We start from the raw sequence: 21559 nt of genomic DNA, 5'->3' as shown, positions 1-21559 counted from the left end.
AGTCCATGCAATTACCCGCGCTTAGCTTAGGAAAACGCTTCACCCTGCCCCGTCCCATGGGATCGGCAGACGCTGTGCTATTGGCCCAATTGGCCGAGCGGGAAAAAGCCCAAGGTCGGCTCACTGCAGTGGTTACTGCCGATGCCGCCGACACCCAAAGGCTGATGGACGAGGTGGCCTTTTTTGCCCCCGGCCTGCGATGCGCCATTTTTCCCGACTGGGAAACCCTGCCCTACGACACCTTTTCGCCGCACCAAGATCTAATAAGCGAGCGCTTGGCCACCCTTTGGCGAATTAACCAACGCGATAAATCCGACGGCGCAGATTTGGTTTTTATTCCGGCCACCACCGCTTTGTACCGCTTGGCACCCCCCTCGTTTTTGGCGGGCTACACCTTCCAGTTCAAGACCAAGCAAAAATTGGACGAAGCCAAGCTCAAAGCCCAACTCACTTTGGCCGGCTACAACCATGTGAGCCAAGTGGTTAGCCCTGGTGAATATGCGGTGCGCGGCGGACTGATTGATTTGTTTCCCATGGGCTCTCTGGTGCCCTACCGCGTCGATTTGTTTGACAACGAAATTGACTCCATTCGCACTTTCGACCCAGACACCCAGCGCAGCTTGTACCCTGTGCCAGAGGTTCGCTTGTTACCCGGCCGAGAATTTCCCATGGACGAAGCGGCCAGAGGCAAGTTTCGCAGCCGATGGCGCGAACTGTTAGATGGCGACCCCACCAAAAGCCGAATTTACAAAGACATTGGCAATGGGGTGGCCACCGCTGGCATTGAATATTATTTGCCCCTGTTTTTTGAAGAAACAGCCACTGTATTTGTTTACTTGGGTGCTCGCACCGATGCACCCGCCACCTTGGTACTGCATGGCGATTTAGAGCCGGCCTTTCAGCGTTTTTGGCAAGACACCAAAGACCGTTACCGCTTGGTACAAGGCGACCCTGAGCGGCCCGCTTTGCCGCCAGAAGCCTTGTTTTTGTCGGCTGAACAGTTTTACACCGGCACCAACCAGCATGCGCAGTTGGCTTTAAGGCAAGTGGCAGCAGAAGGCACAGAAAGCAACTCAGACAACACACTGGCCCAAGCCCTGCCCGACCTCACCGTGGTGCGCGGCGCAGAAGAGCCTTTGGCCAAATTGCAAGCACATCTGCGCAACACAGCCCATCGCGTTTTGATATTGGCTGAAAGCAAAGGCCGACGCGAAAGTCTGTTGGACTTTTTGCGAGCCAGCGGCGTCAACCCACCGGCCTTTGATGACTTGAAAGAGTTTCAAGACAGCGATGAAAAAATAGGCATTGCCACCGCGGCTTTGAATTCGGGCTTTCATTGGTTTGAAGCTGGCATCGATTTGGTCACAGAGACTGAGTTGTTTGCAGCGGGCGTTAGTACGCGACGTAGAAAAAAACAAGAGCAAGTCAGTGATGTAGAAGCTCTCATTAAAGATTTGTCTGAGCTCAATGTGGGCGACCCAGTGGTTCACAACGCACATGGCATTGGCCGCTACCGCGGTTTGGTGAACATGGATTTGGGCGAGAAGAACCCCGATGGCACGCCAGCCCTGCAAGAGTTTTTGCACCTGGAATATGCCGACAAAGCCACGCTGTATGTGCCTGTAAGTCAATTGCAACTCATTGGCCGATACACCGGCGTGAGCGCCGACGAAGCGCCCTTGCACCGTTTGGGCAGCGGCCAGTGGGAAAAAGCCAAACGCAAAGCCGCCGAACAAGTGCGCGATTCAGCCGCCGAGTTGTTGAACATTTATGCACGTCGCGCTGCACGCGAAGGTCACCCCTTCCGCTACAGCCCGCAGGACTACGAAGTCTTTGCCAATGACTTTGGCTTCGATGAAACCGCCGATCAAAACGCTGCCATTCATGCAGTCATTCAAGACATGATCAGCCCCCGCCCCATGGACCGATTGGTTTGCGGCGACGTGGGCTTTGGCAAAACCGAGGTGGCTTTGCGTGCGGCGTTTGTGGCTGTCACAGGTGGCAAACAAGTGGCCATCTTGGCCCCCACCACTCTGCTGGCAGAACAACACTTTCAAACCCTCAAAGATCGCTTTTCGAAGTGGCCAGTGAAGGTGGCCGAAGTGTCGCGCTTTCGCTCTACCAAGGAAGTGAATGAGGCCCTCAAAGGCTTGGCCGACGGCACTGTAGACATTGTGGTGGGCACCCACAAACTGCTGAGCGAGTCGACCAAATTTAAAAACCTTGGCTTGCTGGTGATTGACGAAGAGCACCGCTTTGGTGTGCGCCACAAAGAAGCCATGAAAGCCATGCGAGCAGAAGTGGATGTGCTCACACTCACCGCCACACCCATTCCCCGAACTCTGGGCATGGCGCTTGAAGGCATTCGTGATTTGAGCGTCATTGCCACCGCACCGCAGCGCCGCTTGGCCATCAAAACTTTTGTGCGCAACGAAGGCGTGGGCGTGATTCGCGAAGCCGTTTTGCGAGAGTTGAAACGCGGCGGACAGGTTTACTTCTTGCACAACGAAGTAGAGACCATTGAGAACCGCCGGCAAAAGTTAGAAGAAATATTGCCCGAAGCGCGTATTGCAGTGGCCCACGGTCAAATGCCCGAGCGCGATTTGGAAAAAGTGATGCGCGACTTTGTGGCGCAGCGCTACAACATTTTGCTGTGCTCCACCATCATTGAAACCGGCATTGATGTGCCCACCGCCAACACCATTGTGATTTCGCGTGCCGACAAATTTGGCTTGGCGCAGTTGCACCAATTGCGCGGGCGCGTGGGCCGCAGCCATCACCAAGCCTATGCTTATTTGATGGTGCCCGAAATTGACGGTCTGACCAAACAAGCATCACAACGCTTAGATGCCATTCAACAAATGGAAGAATTAGGCAGTGGCTTTTATTTGGCCATGCACGATTTGGAAATTCGCGGTGCTGGCGAAGTGCTGGGCGAAAACCAAAGCGGCAACATGCTGGAAATTGGTTTCCAGCTTTACAACGAGATGCTCAACGAAGCGGTGCGCTGCTTGAAACTAGGAAAAGAGCCCGACTTGCTCAGCCCATTGTCTGCCGCCACCGACATCAATTTGCACGCGCCGGCCCTGCTGCCCAACGACTATTGTGGCGATGTACATTTGCGTTTGTCGTTTTATAAAAAACTGGCAACTGCCAAAACATCCGATCAAATAGATGGCCTGCTAGAAGAAATTGTCGACCGCTTCGGCAAATTGCCTGCGCAAGCCCAAACCTTGATGGACGTGCACCGTTTGCGCGTTCTCAGCGTACCTTATGGCGTGGTGAAGGTGGATGCATCGCCGGGTGTCATTGTGATCAGCTTCAAACCCAACCCGCCCATTGAGCCTCTGCGCATCATTGAGTTGATTCAAAAGAACCGTCACATTCAATTGGCCGGCAACGACAAGCTGCGCATTGAACGTGAGCTGCCCGACCCCAAAGCACGTGCGCAAATGGTGCGCGATATTTTGCGCTCACTAGGTCAACCCAAAGTTGAGAAAGTGGAAGGATAAGAATGAGCCATCCCACATCATTTCAAGGCATGACAGTGAAGGGCTTCACGCCGCCGCTAAGCTTGAGCCACTTCAAGCTCATAGCCTTTGACATGGACTCCACCCTCATTAACATTGAATGCGTGGACGAAATAGCCGATGCTGCTGGCCGCAAAGCCGAAGTGGCCGCCATCACAGAAGCGGCCATGCGCGGCGAAATTACCGATTACAAAGACAGCTTGCGCAGGCGCGTGGCCTTGCTCAAGGGCGTCACGGTGGCACACATGGAAGAGGTCTTGAACCAAAGACTGCAACTCAACCCTGGTGCAGAAAAGTTGGTCAAAGCTTGTCAAGCCGCTGGCATGAAGGTGTTGTTGGTTTCTGGGGGCTTTACCTTTTTCACCGACCATGTGCGCGACCGCTTGGGCATCAACTGGACCCGCTCCAATGTGCTGGAGGTGGTGAATGGCGAATTAACCGGCCGCATGGTAGACCAAGAATGGGGCGACATTTGCGATGGCGAAGAAAAACGCAAAATGCTTTTGCAAACCTGCGCCCTCATGGGCATTGAAGCATCTCAAGCCATTGCCATGGGCGATGGCGCCAACGATTTGCCCATGATGGGTGTGGCCGGTTTGTCGGTGGCCTATCACGCCAAACCCAAGGTGCGTGAACAAGCCATGGTGGCCATTGAAGAAGGCGGGCTAGACCGTTTGCTAGAAGTTTTTTAAGCTTTGCGGTGCACTTGCGGCACCCCTGCTTCCACTTCAAACTTGGCCAGCGTTTCAATTTTTGTGTCTGGCTGACGCACGTCATCTACCACGCGCAATTCGGTTTGAATTTGCTTGGCTGTAAATTCCACCACGCCATAACCTTTGCGCTCACTGTCGGCGAAAATGAAGTGCGGATTTTCGGCCAAGCGCGCTGGCAATTTTGCGTTGCCCGCCGATCGGGCTGTAATGCCTGCACCACAAAACTCAACGCCCACCTTGGCGCTGTTGTCTTTGTAGGCATCGGCCAAGACATGACCCACCCAGTTTTCGTGCACATCACCCCCAATGAGAACTGGGTTTTTGAGGGCATTGCTTTGCATCGATTGCGTCATCTGCTGACGCGCAGCCGAATAGCCATCCCAGCCGTCGTTCCACAAAGTGAGGCCCTCGCCAACTCTAAAATCGCGACGCCCAAAAATAGTTTGCTGCGCCACCACGTTCCAAGTTCGCGCATCTGTTTGGGCTTTGGCAAAGGCTTGGTCTAGCCACACCGATTGCTGGGCACCCAACAAACTTCGTTTGGGGTTGAACCAGTCTTCACACTGATCTGGATTGACAAAACCAGAGCCATAACCATCAGCTCTGTTGCAAACTTGCCTGTCTCGGTATTGCCTGTCGTCTAGCAAATAAATGTTGGCCAATTTGCCGAACGCTACTTGACCGTAAATTCGCAATTCAGCGCCTTGTGCCAAGCCTTGTATCGATTGGGTTAGTGCACTGGCCCGCAGTGGCATGTGCTCGTAAAAGGCTTGATAGGCTTGGGCTCGCTGCGCTGCAAAGTTGAAGCTGATATTGCCACTTTGACCACGCTCTAATCCGGCGTAGTCGTTTGACACTTCGTGATCGTCCCAGGTAATCAGCCAAGGGCACTGCGCGTGCATGGCTTGCAAGCTCTTCTCGCTTCTGTAAAGTGCATACCTTTCGCGGTAATCGGCAAGGCTTCGCACCCATCCACCTGTAGGCAAACGCACAGAATTGACAGCACCGACGTACTCATAAATATAGTCGCCTAAGAACAAAACCAGGTCGAGGTTTTCTTGGCACATGTGATGGTAAGCACTGAAGTAACCATGCTCCCAGCGCTGGCACGAGGCATAGGCCACGCGCAGTTTTTGCACCACCGCTTCGGGGTGTGGCAAGGTGCGCGTGCGACCTGTTGCGCTTTGAGCATCGCCATACTGAAAACGGTAGAAATACCACCGGTCGCTTTGCAGGCCGTCTAGCTCCAAGTGCACCGAATGTGCCAAAGCTGCCAGCGCCACCACTTGGCCTTCGCGCCGATTGACTCTAAAGCCTTCATCGTCTGCCACTTCCCATTTGACCGTGACATCGGCATTGGCAAATTGAGGGTTGCCAGTGCTTGCGTCAGACATGAGACGCGTCCAAAGCACCACGGAGTTGTGCTTGGGTGAGCCACTGGCCACACCCAAAGAAAAAGGATTGTGTTTAAGAGGCGTTTGGGCTGAAGACAAGGAATAGCCGATGGGCGCCACGGCTGCCGTGACCCACTTCAAAATGTCTCGCCTAGAAGCAAGGCCAGAGTTTGGCAGTGGATGCATGTCTGACATGTTCAGTTTGAAGCCAGCCAAGTTTTGAGCAAGGCGTTGAACTGTTCTGGCTTTGAACTCATGACCCAGTGACCTGTGTCAAACCCTTCAACTCTAGAGCCTGGATAGGAATTGATTTTTTCAAGCCATTTTTCAGAGTGAAACATGAAGGGCTTCCGTTTGCCATAGATGTAAAGCATGGGCCGTGCGATGGGCAAAATTTTCAGCGCATTGCACGCAGTAGCCATGCCACCCAAGGCTCCCATCCACTTCATGGCATATGGTGCATTCATTCCAACGTGCATGTCTTCAATGGGGCTGGGGCAGCGCAATGCTTTGGCCATGTAGCGGGTCATTCGGTTGGCCAAAGGGCGGCCCCAAGAACCCCCAACATTGGCCACTTGCCACGCTATGGCCAGCCAAATTTGATAGCTGAACACAGCCCATTTGGCTTTGCCACTCAAAGAAGCCGTGAGCGCTCTGGAATTGTGATCGCCCACATCGACAGCCACCATGCTACTCACGCGCTCAGGATGCGTGGTCGCATATTCGTAACCAAATACACAGCCCCAATCGTGTAGCACCAAGGTGACTGGTTTGTCTGGGCTTACTTGTTCAAGTACCTCATGGATGAAGGCCACCATGTCGCTCAAGGATTTGGGCGGGAGTGGCGTTTTGGAGTCAAACGCCGGCAATGTGAAGCGCACGCATTGGTGGCTTTCTTTCAGTGAATTGACGGTATCGTTCCATAGCGCAAGGGTGTCTGGCCAGCCATGCAACATGAGCAGCGTTTGAGGGCCCTCGCCTTCAATGAGAATGTCAACGCCCTGAATGTTCATGGAGCGGCTCAAACCAAAGCCTGCTTGAGTCGATCGACACCTTCCAAAATTTTGTCTTCACCTACCGTGGCAAAACTGAAACGCAAAGTGCTGTGATCGGGGTTTTGGCAATAGAACGGTGCACCGGGTACAAACGCCACACCTTTGTCGATGGCCAATTTGGCAAAGGCATTGCCGTCTTTCACTTTGCCACCTGCGCCAGTGAGGCTGGCCCACACAAACAAGCCGCCTTGAGGTTGCACAAACGAAATGGCATTGCCCAAATTTTGGCGAAGTGCATCGCACATGGTTTGTGCACGCAGCGCATAAACTTTGCGCACGTTGTCTAAGGTGGCGGGCATGCGACCGGCCTTGAGGTATTGTGCAGCAGTGGCTTGTGCAAAGGTGCTGGTGTGTGCATCGCTAAATTGCTTGCACATGACTGCGCGGCTTAAGAGCTCGGACGGGGCAATCATCCAACCCACTCGCAGGCCCGGGCTGAGCACCTTCGACAAAGAGCCACAGTGAACCAGCCACTCGCGGCTGCCTGGCACTTGCGCGCTCAAGGCCAACAAACTGGGGGGTGGCGCATCTTTGAAATACAAATCGCCATAGGGGTCGTCTTCAACCATGAGGGTTTGGTATTTGACTGCCAGCTCTAGCAACTTTTTGCGGCGCTCTAAACTGAGCAAGGCGCCTGTAGGGTTGCCAAATGTGGGAATGACATACACAAACTTGGGCTTGTGTTCTGCAATGAGTTTTTCAAGCGCCTCTGTGTCTACACCGTGGCCATCGACTGGCGCAGAAATAAGTTGCGCGCCATACAACCTGAAGCCTTGAATGGTGGCCAAAAATGTGGGGCCTTCCACAATGACTTTGTCGCCCGGGCTAATCAAGGTTTTGCCAATGAGGTCGAGTGCTTGCTGGCTGCCTGTGGTCACAATGAGCTGTTCGGGCGTAACGCCCTGCACACCCTTTTGCCCCATGAAATGCGAAAGCTGCTCGCGCAATGGTCCATAGCCTTCAGTGGCGCCATATTGAAGTGCAGCGCCGGGTTCTTGCGACAAGGCCAATGAAGAAGCCTCGCGAATGCCTTCCACATCAAACATGGCGCTGTCGGGAAAGCCGCCGGCAAAGCTGATGATGCCGGGCTTGCCCAGAAGTTTGAACAACTCCCGAATGGCTGAAGTCTCGACATTGTTCAAACGATCGGCAAATTGCAAGGACATGGTGTATCTTCCACAAAACTCAGTTGGTCAATAAAGTCTATTTTGACTTCAATTGAAAAGTCTATCTCGCCATTTTGCTGATATTTTCTCTCATGAACGCTCACAACATCGAACTCTTTTTTCAGACCCTGAAGGAAGCCAACCCCACGCCCACCACCGAGCTGGCCTATACCTCGGTATTTGAACTGCTCACAGCCGTGTTGTTGTCGGCGCAGGCTACCGATGTGAGTGTGAACAAGGCCACCCGCAAGCTCTTTCCAGTGGCCAATACCCCCGCTGCCATTCTGGCCTTGGGGCAAGAGCGGCTTGAAAGCTACCTAAAGACCATTGGCCTGTACCGCAACAAGGCCAGCAACCTCTTGAAAACATGCCAAATACTCGTTGAACAACATGGCGGTCAGGTACCCCGCTCGCGCGAAGCCTTGGAGGCTTTGCCAGGCGTAGGCCGCAAAACAGCCAATGTGGTGTTGAACGTGGCCTTTGGTGAGCCCACCATGGCCGTCGACACGCACATCTTCAGGTTGGGCAACAGGACCGGTTTGGCGCCGGGCAAAAACCCACTGCAAGTAGAGCTCAAACTTTTAAAAAGAATTCCTGCCCAGTACTTGGAAGATGCGCACAATTGGCTCATTTTGCATGGCCGCTATGTGTGTCAAGCGCGCCAACCTTTGTGTGCTCAGTGTTCTGTGTCGGCCTATTGCAGCTTCAAGCAAAAGACCACATGAAACTATTAGCAAACAATTTAGAAAATTATTTTGGCAGGGCCACCCAACGCGTGCCACCATCATCTTGCCAGTCGCGCCATTGCAGTCGATTTTGAAAAACTGCCGACAAGGCTTCATGGGTATCGCTTGAGCTTGGCAGCCCGTCATGCACCAAACTGCCAGCAGACATCACCCACACTCTGTCAGCCTGCAATGCCAAGTTCAGTTCATGCAGCACACTGACCACGGCAGCACCTTGCTCAGTGAGGCATCGCACCCACTCCAACCAATCGGCTTGGTGCGGTACATCCACACCTGCCAAAGGTTCGTCCATCAAATACACATCGGCTTGCACGGCCAGGGCGCGCGCCAGCAACACACGCTGCCGCTCTCCGCCCGAGAGTTGTCCCAAACTGCGAGCGCGCCAATCCCAAGCCTGCACTGTTTTGAGTGCCACCTCCACCACCGCGCGGTCTTGTGCGCTGGGCGATGCCAACCAAGCTTGGTGCGGTAAGCGGCCCAACATGGCCACGTCGTACACCGTGAGGTCGTCTTGCCCCGCTTCTGCTTGCCCCAACCAGGCCAAGGTTTTGGCTCGCTCTCGGCGCTGCCACTGGCCCCAAGGCTTGCCCATCAATTCAACCTGACCACTGGCGGGTGTCAAGCCCGACAAGGCCTTGAGCAAGCTCGACTTGCCAGCCCCATTCGGCCCCACCAGCGCCACCCACTCACCCGAATGCAATTGGAGTGACACTTGATTGACGGCTTTGAATTCGCCATGCAAAACCGAAATGTTGCTGGCTTTCAATGCCGTTTTAGATGAGGCGTTCATGAGCGACCTCCGGCATGTCCAACAGATTTTTTGCTCATGCCGCGCATGAGAAACAGCATGTAGCCGCCACCCAAAATAGCCGTTAGCACACCCACTGGCAATTCCAAGGGAGCCATGAGGCCACGCGCCAACAAGTCAGCACCGCCCAACAACACAGCCCCCATGAGGCACGACAAACTCAAGGTCTTGCCATGCACTGCTTTCACTCTGGCACGCACCAAATGCGGCGCTGCCAAGCCCACAAAAGCAATCAAACCGGTTTGGGCCACAGCCGCCGCCGTGCACAAAGCCAACACCGCCAACATCAGCCAGCGCAAAGACTTCACGGGCAAACCCAAGCTCAGGGCAGTGGACTCCCCCAGAGCCAAACCATCGAGCAAGGGGCTGGCCGCCACAGACACCAACCATGACGCCACCAACACAGCCAACATCAAGCCACAGGCCGACCAACTCACATACGCCGTAGAGCCCAACATGAAAGATTGCACCGAGCCCTGAATTTGCGGAAACATGATGAGAAGCAAAGAAGCCAAGGCACCAAACACCACGCCCACCACCACACCGGCCAACAACAAGCGCAGTGTGTGCTGTACACCCCACGACAAAATCAAAGACAAAGCCACAGCCAACCAAGCGCCCATGAAGGCCATGCCCGTGATGCCCATGCGCATGAACCATGGCGACATATTGAGCTGACTCAGCAACACCATGCCAATAGCCACACCCAAACTGGCACCCGATGCACTGCCCAACAGATACGGATCGGCCAATGGATTTCGAAACAAGCCTTGCGCCAATGCGCCAGCCAATCCTAGCAAGGCACCTGCCAAACAAGCGCCTAGGGTTCTGGGCAAACGAATGTCGGCAATCAAACTGAAATCGGCTTGCAGTTGCATACCCGCAAAGCCGTCACTGCCCACCAATGCCCCCAAACCAATAAGCAGCAACAGCAAGCAACACAGCTGCAGTGCCAAGCGTCCGGCAGAATGATTTTTGCGCGCGTTCATTCTGGGAACATTCTCTTCAAACAAGCCACCATCAAGTCGGCGGCCTCTGGAATGCGCGGGCCTGAGCGCACAATGATGTCAGACTGCGCGGGTGTGAAGGCACAAATTCTTTGTTGTGATATGGCTTCAATGCGTTGCCAACCGGGCCGGTTTTTGAGATCGGTGGCGGTGCGTTCGCCCATGAAAATGATTTGCGGATTGGCCTTCACCACAAATTCTGGATTGATCTGCGGAAACGCCCCCATAGACGGCGTGACCACATTCACCAAGCCCAAGCGTTTGAGGGTTTCACCAATGTACGAAGCCTCTCCCGCCGCAAAATAACCACTACCCGCTTCAAAATAAATGCGCATGCCCTTGGCCTTGACAGGCACACGCAAAGCCGCCGCATCCAATTTTTGTTGAATGCTTTGCCACAAGGCCTGCGCACGATCTTGCGGCTGGGGCAAATGCAAAGCGCCAGCAATGAGTTGAATCACGCGCCGCATGTCTTCTTGATTTTGCGGCTCTAGGGCCACCACCGTGATGCCCATCGATTCCAAGCGCTGCGTGATGCGCGATGAACGCGCCAGCAACACCAAGTCGGGTTTGAGCTTAACCAAGCTTTCTAGCTGCGTGTCGTCAATGCCGCCCAATTGGGGCAATGACTTTACGCGCTCAGGCCAATTGCTATAACGATCGACACCCACCAAGCGCTCGCAAGCTTGCAGTTCACACACAATTTCGCCCAAAGACGGCAACAAGGTGATGATGCGCTGCGGGGCCTTGTCGATTACTACCTTGCGGCCACGATCGTCGGTCAAGCTGAATGGCGAAGGAGCTTGTGGTGTCAATGCGTTTTGTGCCATCGATGTCAGCGGCAACAAGCTGGCCCAAAAGAACCACACGCCCCCCATCAATTTGCAAACAAGACGCAAAGCGCAACGCATCTCAACTCACCTCAGCGCGCAGGCGCCCAACGCAACCCAACAAACACACCCCGCTTGGGCATGTTGTAACCATAAATGGTTTGGTAGTTTTGGTTGGTGGCGTTTTCAAGTCGCAGGTTCAAACGCACATCGCGCGTGAGGGCGCGAGTTGCCGTTAAGTCGAGCAAGGTGTAGGCGGCCAACGCATTGGCATTGTCTGTGCGCGCACCGCTGTAGCGAATTTGAAGGCCTGTATCCCAATTGCCCCAAGTTTGTGTGAGGCCGGCCTGCGCCAGCGTTTTGGCTCGCCGCACCAATGCTTGCTGGGTGATTTCGTTCTGCGGATCTTGCGACGTCATGCTCAAGCGCCACTGCTGCGCACCCCAACCCGGCAATTGCCACTGACCCGCCAGCGCCACTTCCACACCTTGGTTTTTGGCCTTGGCAATGTTGATGCGCGTCCAAAATTGATCGTTGTCAATCAAATCGGTGTATCTGTTTTCAAAGGCCGTGAGCCTAGCATTCCACTTTGCCTGAATGTATTGCAAACCCACTTCCTTGGACCTGGCTTTTTCGGGCTTGAGCAATGGGTTGCCACCCCAGGGGTAGTAAAGGTCATTGAAGGTGGGCGCCATGAAACCGGTAGAGGCACTGGCTTTGACACGCAAGGCTGGCGTTAAAAAATACCCGTAGCCTGCGTACCATGTATTGGCTTCACCAAAATCTGAATACTGATCGCGGCGCACATTCAATTGCCATTGCTGATTGTTCAATTGCGCTTGATAGCCCAAGCGCCAAGAATCCAAAGAACGCTGTGTTGGGTTGTAGGCTGTGTCGCTGGCTATTTTTTGGCGCGTGCTTTCATAACCCGAGGTGAGAGCGTGTTGGGGCCATAAGGTCCAGACGGCACCCACCGATGATGTTTTAGATTGCGAATTGACGAAATAAGGATAGGCCGTAACCGCTGCGTTCAAGTTGTCTTCTTGCTGGCCCAAAGAAAAGTTCCACTGCAATTGCGGAGAGGCTTTGTAGCTTGCATTCAGCAAGGCGTTGCGCAGCACACTTTTGGATTCATCGGCTTGATTGGCAGGACCAAACTGGCTGTCGTATTGCACATCGGCACGGGTTTCTCTGAGCATCAAACCAATGCGACCTGCCTCAAAGACTTGAGAGAAATTGAGGGCATTTGACTGTCGCTTGTAGCCATCGAGGTCGGTGTTGGTATTGGGTCTTTGCTGGGGGTTGATGGCATTGAAGCCTTGGGTTTGAACCCTTTCACTTGAAGCGTTCACACCAAAACCAGACGCCCATGACTGACCTGCACTCACTTGAGCGCTTCTGAAATTGTTGGAACCCAACTGACCATTGGTTTCAAGCCAGGGTCCTTTGCCAGCATCGCTTGAATTTTGGCGGGTGAAAATTTGAATCACGCCGCCCAAAGCCGCACTGCCATACAAGCTCGACACATTGCCCCGAACCACCTCTATGCGCTCAATGCCGTTCAAAGGCAAATGCTCAAAAGCTGCCAAGTTGAAGTTCAAATTGTTCATGGGCAGGCCATCCACCAGCACCAAAGCGTGGCGCGATTCAGCGCCGCGCATGAACAAAGAGGCCACGCCCCCCATGCCACCCGATTGACTGACCTCCATGCCTGCCAAATTTTGCAAAAGTGTGGGAAGGTCTCGGGCTTGAGATCGCTCGATGTCTGCCCGCGTAATAAGAGACACGTCGGGCAACGCATCTTGGGCCCGCTGTAGTACCCGGCTTGCGGTAATGACGGTGTCGGGCAACATAGTTTGAGAAAATGCCAAAGGCTGGATGGCCAAGCTGGCAAGCATGACTTTGCTAGAAAATTTCATGATGACTTCAACAAAAGTGTTCTCACCGCCTTCCCCGACAGTGCATGAACGTACAGCCCTTCTTGCGAAGAACCACCTTGTTGGCCGGTATCCGGGCTAAGCAGAGCAACCTTCATCGCCTTCCCAAGCACCTGTTTCAGGGCGATCAGTGGCATTTGATGAAAGCGGGGCAAAAGCCCGTCTGCTGACCGTTGCGGGGGCAGCGCAGGTCAAGATTACCCCGTAAGGGCTAGCTCTCCTGCTTCCCGTTGAACTGAGGCCTGTGAACCAAGCCTCGAGCACCAACAAGCGACATTGTAAGATGTCAGCTTGCATCAAGCCTACAATGTCTGACATTACAATTCATGTGACATGACGAATCCCACCACCGTCGACCAGATTGCAGACCGCGTTGAGCACCTTTTGCTCAGGCACGAAGAACTGCAAAAGACCAATGCACTGCTGCAGCAGCAAGTGCTGGCCCTGTCTCACGAGCGCGACCTGCTCAAGTCCAAATTGGCGGCGGCCCGCTCCCGTGTAGACGCCCTCATTGAGCGCCTGCCCCAAAACTCCCCCTCTGACGCCGACTCATGAGCAACAAACAACTCGAAGTTCAAATCATGGGCCAAAGCTATCTGTTGGGCTGCCCAGAAGGCGGCGAAACCCGGCTTTTGGCCGCTGTCGACAAAGTTGACCAAGCCATGTGCAAGGTGCGCGATGCCGGCAAAATCAAGGCCCGCGACCGCATTGCGGTTTTGGCTGCCCTCAACTTGGCGTTTGAGCAAACCGATGCTGCCGCCAACTCAGAACCCACCCCTAGCCCAGCCAGCCCTCAAGCTGATTCCCTTAGTGAATCAGACAACGAGCGCCTTGGCCAGTTGCTCAAAAAACTAGATCAGGCCCTGCACCAAGACGGCCAGCTGATCTAAGCCTACAATCGCGCTGTCTGCAGTGCATGCTGGGCTTTATATTTCCTTGAACCAATGCTCTTAGAGCCCGGGCTTGGTACATTGTCTGGTGAGCGTGATCGTCTCGCGTCAGATGAACCCAACGCCAGTCTGCCCTCGCCCACCTGAACCCCGGTTCAGGATGCCGGTCCAGTGGCACTTGCAGACACCTTATATTGACAACAACTCGAATCCGCCGGTAGGAGACCCACATGAAGTGGCTGCGTTATTCACACCAAGGCCATACTGGCTTAGGTCAATTGGTGGGAGACACCCTCCATGTTCACCAAGGCTCTCTGTTTGAAAATCCGCAAGCCACAGGCCAGACATTGCCTTTGTCGGAAGTTCAAATTTTGGCGCCCTGCCAACCCACCAAAGTTTTGGCCCTTTGGAACAACTTCAAAGCAGCAGCAGAAAAGAATGGCTGGAGTGCACCCACTGAGCCGCTTTACTTTCTCAAATCTCCCAACTCCTACTCCCATCACCAGCAAGCGGTGGTTCGGCCTCAACCCGATGTGGGCAGAGTGGTGTACGAGGCCGAGCTGGGCGTTGTGATTGGCAAACGAGGCCGTGACATTCCCCTTGAAGAAGCCGCCAACTATATTTTTGGTTACACCTGCGTTAACGATGTCACGGCAGTTGAACTGCTGCGCTCAGATGCCAGTTTTGAACAATGGACCCGCGCAAAGAATTTTGATGGCTTCACACCTTTCGGCCCTTGGATCGAGACCGACTTAGATTGCAGCCAGGTCATTGTGACCGCCAAAGTGAATGGTCGGGAGCGCCAGAATTACCCCGTTAGCGACATGTTCTTTTCGCCCCAAGAATTGGTGGCCAAACTGTCCAGAGGCATGACCTTGGAAGCAGGCGATGTTATTTCTTGCGGCACTTCCCTGGGTGCCATGCCTTGGCAAAATGATGCCGTCGTCGAAGTGTCCATTGAAGGCATTGGCACACTCACCAACACCATGAAAGAGTCAGCATGAGTTTGAATATCGCCATTGTGGGCGCCGGCGCCATTGGAGGTTACCTGGGCGTGAAGTTGGCCTTGTCGGGCAACAACGTCACTTTCATTGCGCGCGGTGAAAATCTAAAAGCCATTCAAGCCAATGGCATGACGCTCACCATGGAAGACGGCACATCGCTGCACGCCCCTCAAGTCAAGGCTTGCACCATCGACGAAGCCACACCGCACGACTACGTGTTCTTAACCATGAAGTCGCACCAGGTTAGCCCTGTGGCTGAACAAATTGGCCGTCTGTGCCACGACAAAACAGCCGTGGTCACCCTGCAAAACGGCGTGCCTTGGTGGTACTTTTACAACCTGGTGGGCGAGTATCAAGACCGCCAACTCAGCTCCATCGATCCTGGCGGCGCGCAGTGGCAGCACATTGGCCCACAGCGCGTGATTGGCGCTGTGGTCTATCCCGCCGCCGAGTTGGTAGCGCCTGGTGTAGTCAAACTCATTGAAGGCAACCGCTTTACCTTGGGCGAGCCCAGTGGCGAAAAATCAGAACGTGTCACGGCATTGGCGCAGGCCATGATTGCCGCAGGATTTAAAACGCCAGTGTCTACCGACATTCGCAGCGAACTGTGGGTTAAGTTGTGGGGCAACCTCACCTTCAACCCAGTGTCGGCCTTAACGCACGCCACACTCGAAGACATTTGCAACTTTGACCTCACCCGCAACTTAGCGGCCCGCATGATGGCGGAAGCGCAAACTGTGGGCGAAAAGTTGGGCGTTCAATTCAAAATTAGCATCGACAAACGCATTGCAGGCGCACAAGCAGTAGGTGCGCACAAAACCTCCATGCTGCAAGACATTGAACACGGCAAAGCCTTGGAGCTAGAAGCTCTGTTGGGCAGCGTGATAGAGCTAGGCCGAATTTGCAACATCCCCACCCCCACACTCGACTCGGTTTACGCACTAACGCGCTTGCTCGAGCAGAGTGTGTTGAAAAAGGGTAAAGGCCTTAGCCTCGATTGAGCTTTTTAAAGAGGCCCAAGAGAGGCCACACAAGCATGATGAGAGCCAAGCAAGTGATGGAGCCAGCCAAGGGCGTGCTCACAAAGATTTCCAAACTGCCTTTGGAAATAAGCATCGATTGCCTAAAGCTGGTTTCTGCCATGTCGCCCAACACCAAGGCCAAGACCAAAGGTGCCAGAGGATATTTGAGCTTTTTAAAGGCATAGCCCATCAAGCCAAAGACCAGCATCAACACCACATCGAGCATGCTGTTGTGAACCGTGTAGGCACCCACCGCGCAAATCACCACAATGACAGGCGCAATGATAGAGAAGGGAATTCTCAAAATAGCGGCCCACCAAGGCACTGTGGTCAAGACCACAATCAAGCCCACAATATTGCCCAAGTACATCGATGCAATGAGGCCCCAGACAAAATCTTTTTGCTCTGTGAACAACAAGGGGCCGGGTTGCAGCCCCCAGATCAAAAGTCCACCCAACAAAACAGCCGCAGTGGGTGAGCCAGGAATACCCAGCGTGAGCATGGGCAGCAAGGCGCTGGTTCCAGCAGCATGCGCTGCCGTTTCAGGCGCAATCACGCCCTCAATGGCACCTTTGCCAAAGTTCTCGGGTTGCTTAGAAATACGCTTGGCAGTGCCATAACTCATGAACGATGCAGGGGTTGCGCCACCGGGTGTGACGCCCATCCAGCAACCGATCAAACAGGCGCGCACAGATGTGGCCCAGTACTTGGGCAGTTCTTTCCAAGTTTCAATCACATCTTTCAGACTGATGCGCCCCTTCTGCCCTTTGAAGGCCAGGCCCTCTTCCATGGTGAGCAAGATTTCGCCAATGCCAAAGAGGCCAATGACGGCAATCAAAAAGTCAAAGCCTTTGAGCAAACTTTCTTGACCATAGGTCATGCGCAAGGTGCCGGTCACGCTGTCTAAGCCTACAGCGGCCAAAGCAAAACCCAACATCATGGCCAACAAGGTTTTGACGGGTGGCTCTTTGCTCATGCCAATGAAGCTTGCAAATGTGAGCAACTGAACTGCAAAGAACTCGGGAGGTCCAAAGTTAAGTGCAAATTTAGCGACCACAGGGGCCAAAAACGTCACCATGAGAACGGCTACAAAGGCACCCACGAATGAAGAGGTGAAAGCGGCGGTCAAGGCCTGTGCGGCCTTGCCCTTTTGTGCCATGGGGTAGCCATCGAAGGTGGTAGCCACTGACCAAGGCTCGCCTGGAATGTTGAACAAAATTGAAGTGATGGCGCCGCCAAACAAGGCTCCCCAGTAAATGCAAGACAGCATGATGATGGCAGAGGTGGGAGACATGCCAAAGGTGAGCGGCAACAAAATGGCCACGCCATTGGCACCGCCCAAACCAGGCAACACGCCAATGAGCACACCCAGAAAAATACCAATTAGCATGAAGCCAATGTTGGGCAGTGTTAGAGCAACTGCAAAGCCGTGAAACAGGTTGTTAAGTTCATCCATGATCAATAGCCCAACCAAGTTTCAATGAAGGCTTTTGGCAAGGGTAACTTGAACCAAACTTCAAACAAGGAAAACAACACCGCGCTGATGCTGGTGCCCACAGCGATGGATTTGAAGTAACTGTATTTGCCCTGCCACACCATGAAGGCGGCAACGAAAACCAGCGAAGCCAAATAAATGCCCAACACAAAGATGGCAGCTGTGAAAATTGCTGAGGGTACAAGCATGAGCAACATCAAGTTGAACTCATGCTTTTCGGCAAACACTTCTTTGCCATCGTCTTGCTTCCAAGCCCACAAGGTTTGCAAAATAATCCAGGCAGCGCCGCCAAACAAAAGACAGCCGATGTAGAACGGAAAGTAGCCAGGCTCGGGGCCATCTGTGCCCCAAGCGTTACCAACTCGAAGGCTGTCGGTGATGACCAGCAAGCTCACACCCAAAAAGCATGCAGCCACCAACAACTCCATCCACCGCATTTGCAGGTGTGAATCTGTTTTCATGATGAGGAACTTCAGCAGTTTTATTTGGCCAAGAAGCCGGCATCACGCATCAATCGGTAATGTTCCACCTCTGCTTTCAGCAACCAATCTTGAAATTCCTGACCCTTCATGAAAGTGTCTTTGAAGGCGCCGGTCTCCATGAATTCTTTCCACTCAGGCAGCTGGCGTACTTTTTGGAACACATCGGTGTAATAAGCCACTTGCGCAGGCGTGGCTTTGGGCGGCATGAAAATGCCACGCAACATCAAATACTCCACATCGAGGCCTTGCGATTTGCAAGTGGGAATGTCTTTCCACGACTGAGTCGGTGTGATTTTTTTCGGGTAAGGCATGACCTGTGAATCGAATACACACAGCGCCCTTAAAGTTCCGCCCTTCCAATGCGCCACAGCTTCAATGGGGTTGTTCACTGTGGTGTCAACGTGTTTTCCCACCAATTGAACCGCCACATCACCACCGCCTTTGAAAGGGATGTAAGTCATTTTTTTACCAGTGGTTTTTTCAATGGCCACCGTGATGATCTGGTCTTCTTGCTTGGAGCCCGTTCCAGCCATTTTGAATTTGCCAGATTCGCCTTGCTTGACGGCCTTGGTGAGGTCGCCCACCGTTTTGTAGGGCGACTCTGCATTGACCCAAAGCACAAACTCATCGAGTGCCAGCATGGCCACAGGGGTTAGGTCTTTCCAGTTAAAGGGCACACCTGTAGCCAGAGGGGTTGTGAATAAATTTGACAGCGTGATGATGATTTTGTGACCGTCAGGACGAGCGCCTTTGGCATCTAAAAATCCTTCTGCCCCTGCGCCGCCCGATTTGTTAACCACGACCAAGGGTTGGGCCATGAGTTTGTGCTTGGTGATCACACCCTGCAGAAAACGCGCCATTTGATCAGCACCGCCACCTGTGCCGGCTGGCACGATGAACTCAACATTTTTGGTGGGCTCCCAATTGGCTTGGGCATGAGCGCTAAATCCGAACAAGCTACAGACTACCAAGGTAGCTGATTTGAGACTGATTGATAGATATTTTTTCACATTAAACTCCTTGGTAATTAAATAAACTAAAAAGTATCGTAATAGAATGATCCGTAGTTTGTCGAGACCTAAAACCTCTAAATTCAACTTTTATTTCACTACCTGATGAAAACCCTAATAGAACTCCTGGCCGCCGGAAATGCCCAATCAACTTGTTTGAGTGCCGCCAACAGTGCGCCGCTCACCTATTCAGCCCTGCGTCAGCTGAGTCAATACGTTCAGACGGCCTTCAACCAAGTGGGCATTGGCCGCAACGACCGCGTGGCTTTGGTGTTGCCCAACAGCGCAGAAATGGCTTCTAGCTTTGTCACAGTGGCCTGCTGCTGTACTTCAGCGCCCTTGAACCCCAGCTACCGCGCCGATGAGTTTGAGTTTTATTTGAACGACCTCAACGCCAAAGCCTTGGTGGTTGAAAAAGGTTCTAGCAGCCCAGCCGTGGCTGTGGCAGCCAAAATGGGCATTGCGCTCATTGAACTCGAACCCACACCCACTTCGGGCGCTGGTTCTTTCACCTTGAACATGAACGGCCTGGCCCCCAAGGCGGCGCAGCACCCTGGTGATGCACAGCCCGACGATGTGGCTTTGGTATTGCACACCTCGGGCACCACTTCACGCCCCAAAATTGTGCCGCTCACCCATCGCAACGTGAGTGCCTCCGCGCAAAACATTGCAAACAGCACGCGCTTTAGCAGCACCGATCGCGGCTTGAACGTGATGCCGCTTTTTCACATCCATGGCCTCATTGCAGGCATCTTGGCACCCTTGTCGCAAGGCGGCGAAGTCTATTGCACCAGTGGCTTTAATGCTTTGAAGTTCTTCAGCCAGATGGACGAAGTTAAGCCCACTTGGTACACCGCTGTGCCCACCATGCACCAAGCTATTTTGTCGCGCTCGGCCAACAACAAAGAAGTGATTGAAAGAGTGCCCCTGCGTTTCATTCGCTCTTCATCGTCTTCCTTGCCACCGCAAGTTTTGGCAGAACTCGAAGCCACCTTCAAAGCACCCGTCATTGAAGCCTATGGCATGACCGAAGCCGCTCACCAAATGGCTTGCAACCCCCTGCCACCTGGCCAAAGAAAACCTGGCACCGTAGGCTTGGCCGCAGGCCCTGAAATTGCCATCATGAATGCCGACGGCGACCTGCTCCCAACGGGCAGCACCGGCGAAATTGTGATTCGCGGCAGCAACGTTACCCCCGGTTACGAGAACAACGACAAGGCCAACGCAGAAGCGTTTACCAATGGCTGGTTTAGAACCGGCGACCAAGGTGTGCTAGACGCACAAGGCTACGTCAGCATTACAGGCAGGCTGAAAGAAATCATCAACCGCGGCGGCGAAAAAATTAGCCCGCGCGAAGTGGATGAAGTTTTGATGGACCACCCTGCGGTGGCTCAAGTGGTTTGCTTTGGCATTCCACACGACAAATTGGGCGAGGAAGTGGGTGCTGCTGTGGTGCTGCGAGAAGGCATGACAGCCACTGAAAAAGAACTTCGCGAATACACAGCCACCCGCTTGGCCGATTTCAAAGTGCCCCGCAAAGTTTTGCTCATGGACGAAATCCCCAAGGGTGCAACCGGTAAGTTACAACGCATAGGCATGGCGCAAAAGCTCGGACTGGCTTAAGTCCATGGAACTACAAATCTTTTTAGAACTGGGCATTACCGGCACAGTGGTTGGTTTCATGGCGGGCTTGCTGGGCTTGGGCGGCGGCTTGCTCATGGTTCCCGTGTTGAGCTTTATCTTGGGCAATATGGGTGTTGCGGAAGACCTGTCCATCAAAATGGCCATCGTCACCTCCATGTCCACCATTTTGTTCACCTCTATTTCCAGTGTTCGAACACACCACAAACTCGGTGCGGTGCGATGGGATTTGGTAAAAGGTTTGGCGCCTGGCATTGTGCTGGGCAGTGCCTTGGCCAGTCTGTGGATTTTTGTAGCCGTGAAGGGTGCCACCTTGGCCATTATGTTTGGCGTGTTTGTCTCTTACTCTGCCTTCCAAATGTACATGGACAAGAAACCAAAACCCTCGCGCCAAATGCCGGGTTTTGTGGGTCAGTTGGGCATGGGCGGGCTCATAGGCATGCTGTCTGGCTTGGTGGGTGCGGGTGGCGCATTTGTAAGCGTGCCCTTAATGGCCTGGTGCAATGTGGCCATTCACAACGCCATTGGCACCAGTGCTGCTTTGGGCTTTCCCATTGCATTGGCCAATGTCACTGGCTTTGTGATTAGCGGTCTGAACTTAGACAACTTGCCACCTGCTTCGGTGGGCTACATATGGCTGCCCGGCATGATTGTGATTGCTTGTTTCAGCGTTTTCACGGCGCCATTTGGCGCGCGCGCTGCACATAAATTGCCTGTGAAAAAACTCAAGCGGGTGTTCTCATTCTTCTTGGTGTTTTTGGCGGCTTATATGTTCCACAAGGGCATGACCGCTGCATAAAAGCTTGAACACAAGCTTTGCAGCACACAC

19 protein-coding genes and 1 riboswitch are annotated in these 21559 nt (G+C 53.6%); of the genes, 9 read left to right on the top strand and 10 right to left on the bottom strand.

Going from position 1 to position 21559, the window contains the following annotated elements:
• The first annotated feature begins 5 nt into the window (after positions 1 to 5).
• Both mfd and serB read left to right on the top strand, forming a co-directional pair.
• The gene (gene mfd, locus B9Z32_RS12050; RefSeq protein WP_108421688.1) at positions 6 to 3512 is read left to right on the top strand and encodes a transcription-repair coupling factor; all 3507 of its coding nucleotides are present in this window, start codon (positions 6 to 8) and stop codon (positions 3510 to 3512) included.
• A gap of 2 nt (positions 3513 to 3514) precedes the next feature.
• Positions 3515 to 4222 carry a phosphoserine phosphatase SerB gene (gene serB, locus B9Z32_RS12045; RefSeq protein WP_108421687.1) on the top strand — a complete coding sequence of 236 codons (708 nt, stop codon included), beginning with the start codon at positions 3515 to 3517 and terminating at the stop codon, positions 4220 to 4222.
• On the opposite strand, the gene B9Z32_RS12040 is transcribed toward serB, so the two are convergent.
• Genes B9Z32_RS12040 through B9Z32_RS12030 form a run of 3 tightly spaced genes read right to left on the bottom strand, consistent with a single transcriptional unit; the run spans position 4219 to position 7852 of the window.
• Positions 4219 to 5832 carry an alkaline phosphatase gene (locus tag B9Z32_RS12040; protein WP_233248306.1) on the bottom strand — a complete coding sequence of 538 codons (1614 nt, stop codon included), beginning with the start codon at positions 5830 to 5832 and terminating at the stop codon, positions 4219 to 4221. The two genes, serB and B9Z32_RS12040, sit on opposite strands and share 4 nt — an antisense overlap.
• Before the next feature lie 2 nt (positions 5833 to 5834).
• Positions 5835 to 6650: an alpha/beta fold hydrolase gene (locus tag B9Z32_RS12035; RefSeq protein WP_108421686.1), complete on the bottom strand. Its 816-nt coding sequence runs from the start codon at positions 6648 to 6650 to the stop codon at positions 5835 to 5837.
• An 8-nt stretch (positions 6651 to 6658) separates the two neighbouring features.
• A complete protein-coding gene (locus B9Z32_RS12030; protein WP_199220000.1) occupies positions 6659 to 7852 on the bottom strand; it encodes a PLP-dependent aminotransferase family protein in 1194 nt (397 codons plus the stop codon).
• A gap of 98 nt (positions 7853 to 7950) precedes the next feature.
• On the opposite strand from B9Z32_RS12030, the gene nth reads away from it, so the two are divergent.
• Positions 7951 to 8583 carry an endonuclease III gene (nth, locus tag B9Z32_RS12025; protein WP_108421684.1) on the top strand — a complete coding sequence of 211 codons (633 nt, stop codon included), beginning with the start codon at positions 7951 to 7953 and terminating at the stop codon, positions 8581 to 8583.
• Positions 8584 to 8608: 25 nt separating this feature from the next.
• Here nth and B9Z32_RS12020 read toward each other — a convergent pair whose 3' ends face one another.
• From B9Z32_RS12020 to B9Z32_RS12005, 4 genes are read right to left on the bottom strand one after another with little or no spacing between them, the layout of a single operon-like run.
• Entirely contained in the window at positions 8609 to 9394 is a 786-nt protein-coding gene (locus tag B9Z32_RS12020) for an ABC transporter ATP-binding protein (RefSeq protein ID WP_108421683.1), read from the bottom strand.
• The gene (locus tag B9Z32_RS12015; RefSeq protein ID WP_108421682.1) at positions 9391 to 10401 is read right to left on the bottom strand and encodes an iron ABC transporter permease; all 1011 of its coding nucleotides are present in this window, start codon (positions 10399 to 10401) and stop codon (positions 9391 to 9393) included. The genes B9Z32_RS12020 and B9Z32_RS12015 overlap by 4 nt, the downstream gene beginning before the upstream one ends.
• Complete coding sequence (locus tag B9Z32_RS12010) at positions 10398 to 11330, bottom strand: ABC transporter substrate-binding protein (RefSeq protein ID WP_108421681.1); 933 nt, start codon at positions 11328 to 11330, stop codon at positions 10398 to 10400. The genes B9Z32_RS12015 and B9Z32_RS12010 overlap by 4 nt, the downstream gene beginning before the upstream one ends.
• 11 nt (positions 11331 to 11341) lie before the next feature.
• The gene (locus B9Z32_RS12005; RefSeq protein ID WP_108421680.1) at positions 11342 to 13168 is read right to left on the bottom strand and encodes a TonB-dependent receptor domain-containing protein; all 1827 of its coding nucleotides are present in this window, start codon (positions 13166 to 13168) and stop codon (positions 11342 to 11344) included.
• 64 nt (positions 13169 to 13232) lie between these two features.
• A riboswitch (cobalamin riboswitch) is annotated at positions 13233 to 13469 on the bottom strand.
• A gap of 50 nt (positions 13470 to 13519) precedes the next feature.
• On the opposite strand from B9Z32_RS12005, the gene B9Z32_RS12000 reads away from it, so the two are divergent.
• The 4 genes from B9Z32_RS12000 (at position 13520) to B9Z32_RS11985 (ending at position 16081) form a co-directional block, all read left to right on the top strand.
• Positions 13520 to 13741, top strand: coding sequence for a DUF904 domain-containing protein (locus B9Z32_RS12000; protein ID WP_108421679.1), 222 nt, complete (start codon positions 13520 to 13522; stop codon positions 13739 to 13741).
• Positions 13738 to 14076, top strand: a complete 339-nt coding sequence (locus tag B9Z32_RS11995; protein WP_108421678.1) for a cell division protein ZapA — start codon at positions 13738 to 13740, stop codon at positions 14074 to 14076. The genes B9Z32_RS12000 and B9Z32_RS11995 overlap by 4 nt, the downstream gene beginning before the upstream one ends.
• A gap of 230 nt (positions 14077 to 14306) precedes the next feature.
• Positions 14307 to 15080, top strand: coding sequence for a fumarylacetoacetate hydrolase family protein (locus tag B9Z32_RS11990; RefSeq protein ID WP_108421677.1), 774 nt, complete (start codon positions 14307 to 14309; stop codon positions 15078 to 15080).
• 2 nt (positions 15081 to 15082) lie between these two features.
• Positions 15083 to 16081, top strand: coding sequence for a 2-dehydropantoate 2-reductase (locus tag B9Z32_RS11985; RefSeq protein ID WP_108421878.1), 999 nt, complete (start codon positions 15083 to 15085; stop codon positions 16079 to 16081).
• Here B9Z32_RS11985 and B9Z32_RS11980 read toward each other — a convergent pair.
• The 3 genes from B9Z32_RS11980 to B9Z32_RS11970 are packed head-to-tail and all read right to left on the bottom strand — an operon-like array spanning position 16068 to position 19089.
• On the bottom strand, positions 16068 to 17558 hold the full coding sequence (locus B9Z32_RS11980) for a tripartite tricarboxylate transporter permease (protein ID WP_108421676.1): 1491 nt from the start codon (positions 17556 to 17558) through the stop codon (positions 16068 to 16070). The two genes, B9Z32_RS11985 and B9Z32_RS11980, sit on opposite strands and share 14 nt — an antisense overlap.
• Positions 17559 to 17560: 2 nt before the next feature.
• Positions 17561 to 18058 (bottom strand): tripartite tricarboxylate transporter TctB family protein, encoded by a 498-nt coding sequence (locus B9Z32_RS11975; protein WP_108421675.1) that lies wholly within the window; start codon positions 18056 to 18058, stop codon positions 17561 to 17563.
• Positions 18059 to 18078: 20 nt separating this feature from the next.
• Positions 18079 to 19089: a Bug family tripartite tricarboxylate transporter substrate binding protein gene (locus B9Z32_RS11970; RefSeq protein ID WP_369909954.1), complete on the bottom strand. Its 1011-nt coding sequence runs from the start codon at positions 19087 to 19089 to the stop codon at positions 18079 to 18081.
• 105 nt (positions 19090 to 19194) lie between these two features.
• Between B9Z32_RS11970 and B9Z32_RS11965 the strand changes: the two genes are divergently transcribed.
• Together B9Z32_RS11965 and B9Z32_RS11960 are read left to right on the top strand one after the other, a co-directional pair.
• The gene (locus tag B9Z32_RS11965; RefSeq protein WP_108421674.1) at positions 19195 to 20712 is read left to right on the top strand and encodes an acyl--CoA ligase; all 1518 of its coding nucleotides are present in this window, start codon (positions 19195 to 19197) and stop codon (positions 20710 to 20712) included.
• A 4-nt stretch (positions 20713 to 20716) separates the two neighbouring features.
• Positions 20717 to 21529, top strand: coding sequence for a sulfite exporter TauE/SafE family protein (locus B9Z32_RS11960; RefSeq protein ID WP_108421673.1), 813 nt, complete (start codon positions 20717 to 20719; stop codon positions 21527 to 21529).
• The last annotated feature ends 30 nt before the right edge of the window (positions 21530 to 21559 follow it).

The sequence above is a fragment of the Limnohabitans sp. MMS-10A-178 genome, assembly GCF_003063375.1.
GTDB lineage: Bacteria > Pseudomonadota > Gammaproteobacteria > Burkholderiales > Burkholderiaceae_C > Limnohabitans_A.
This window is presented reverse-complemented; position numbering and strand designations above follow the sequence as displayed.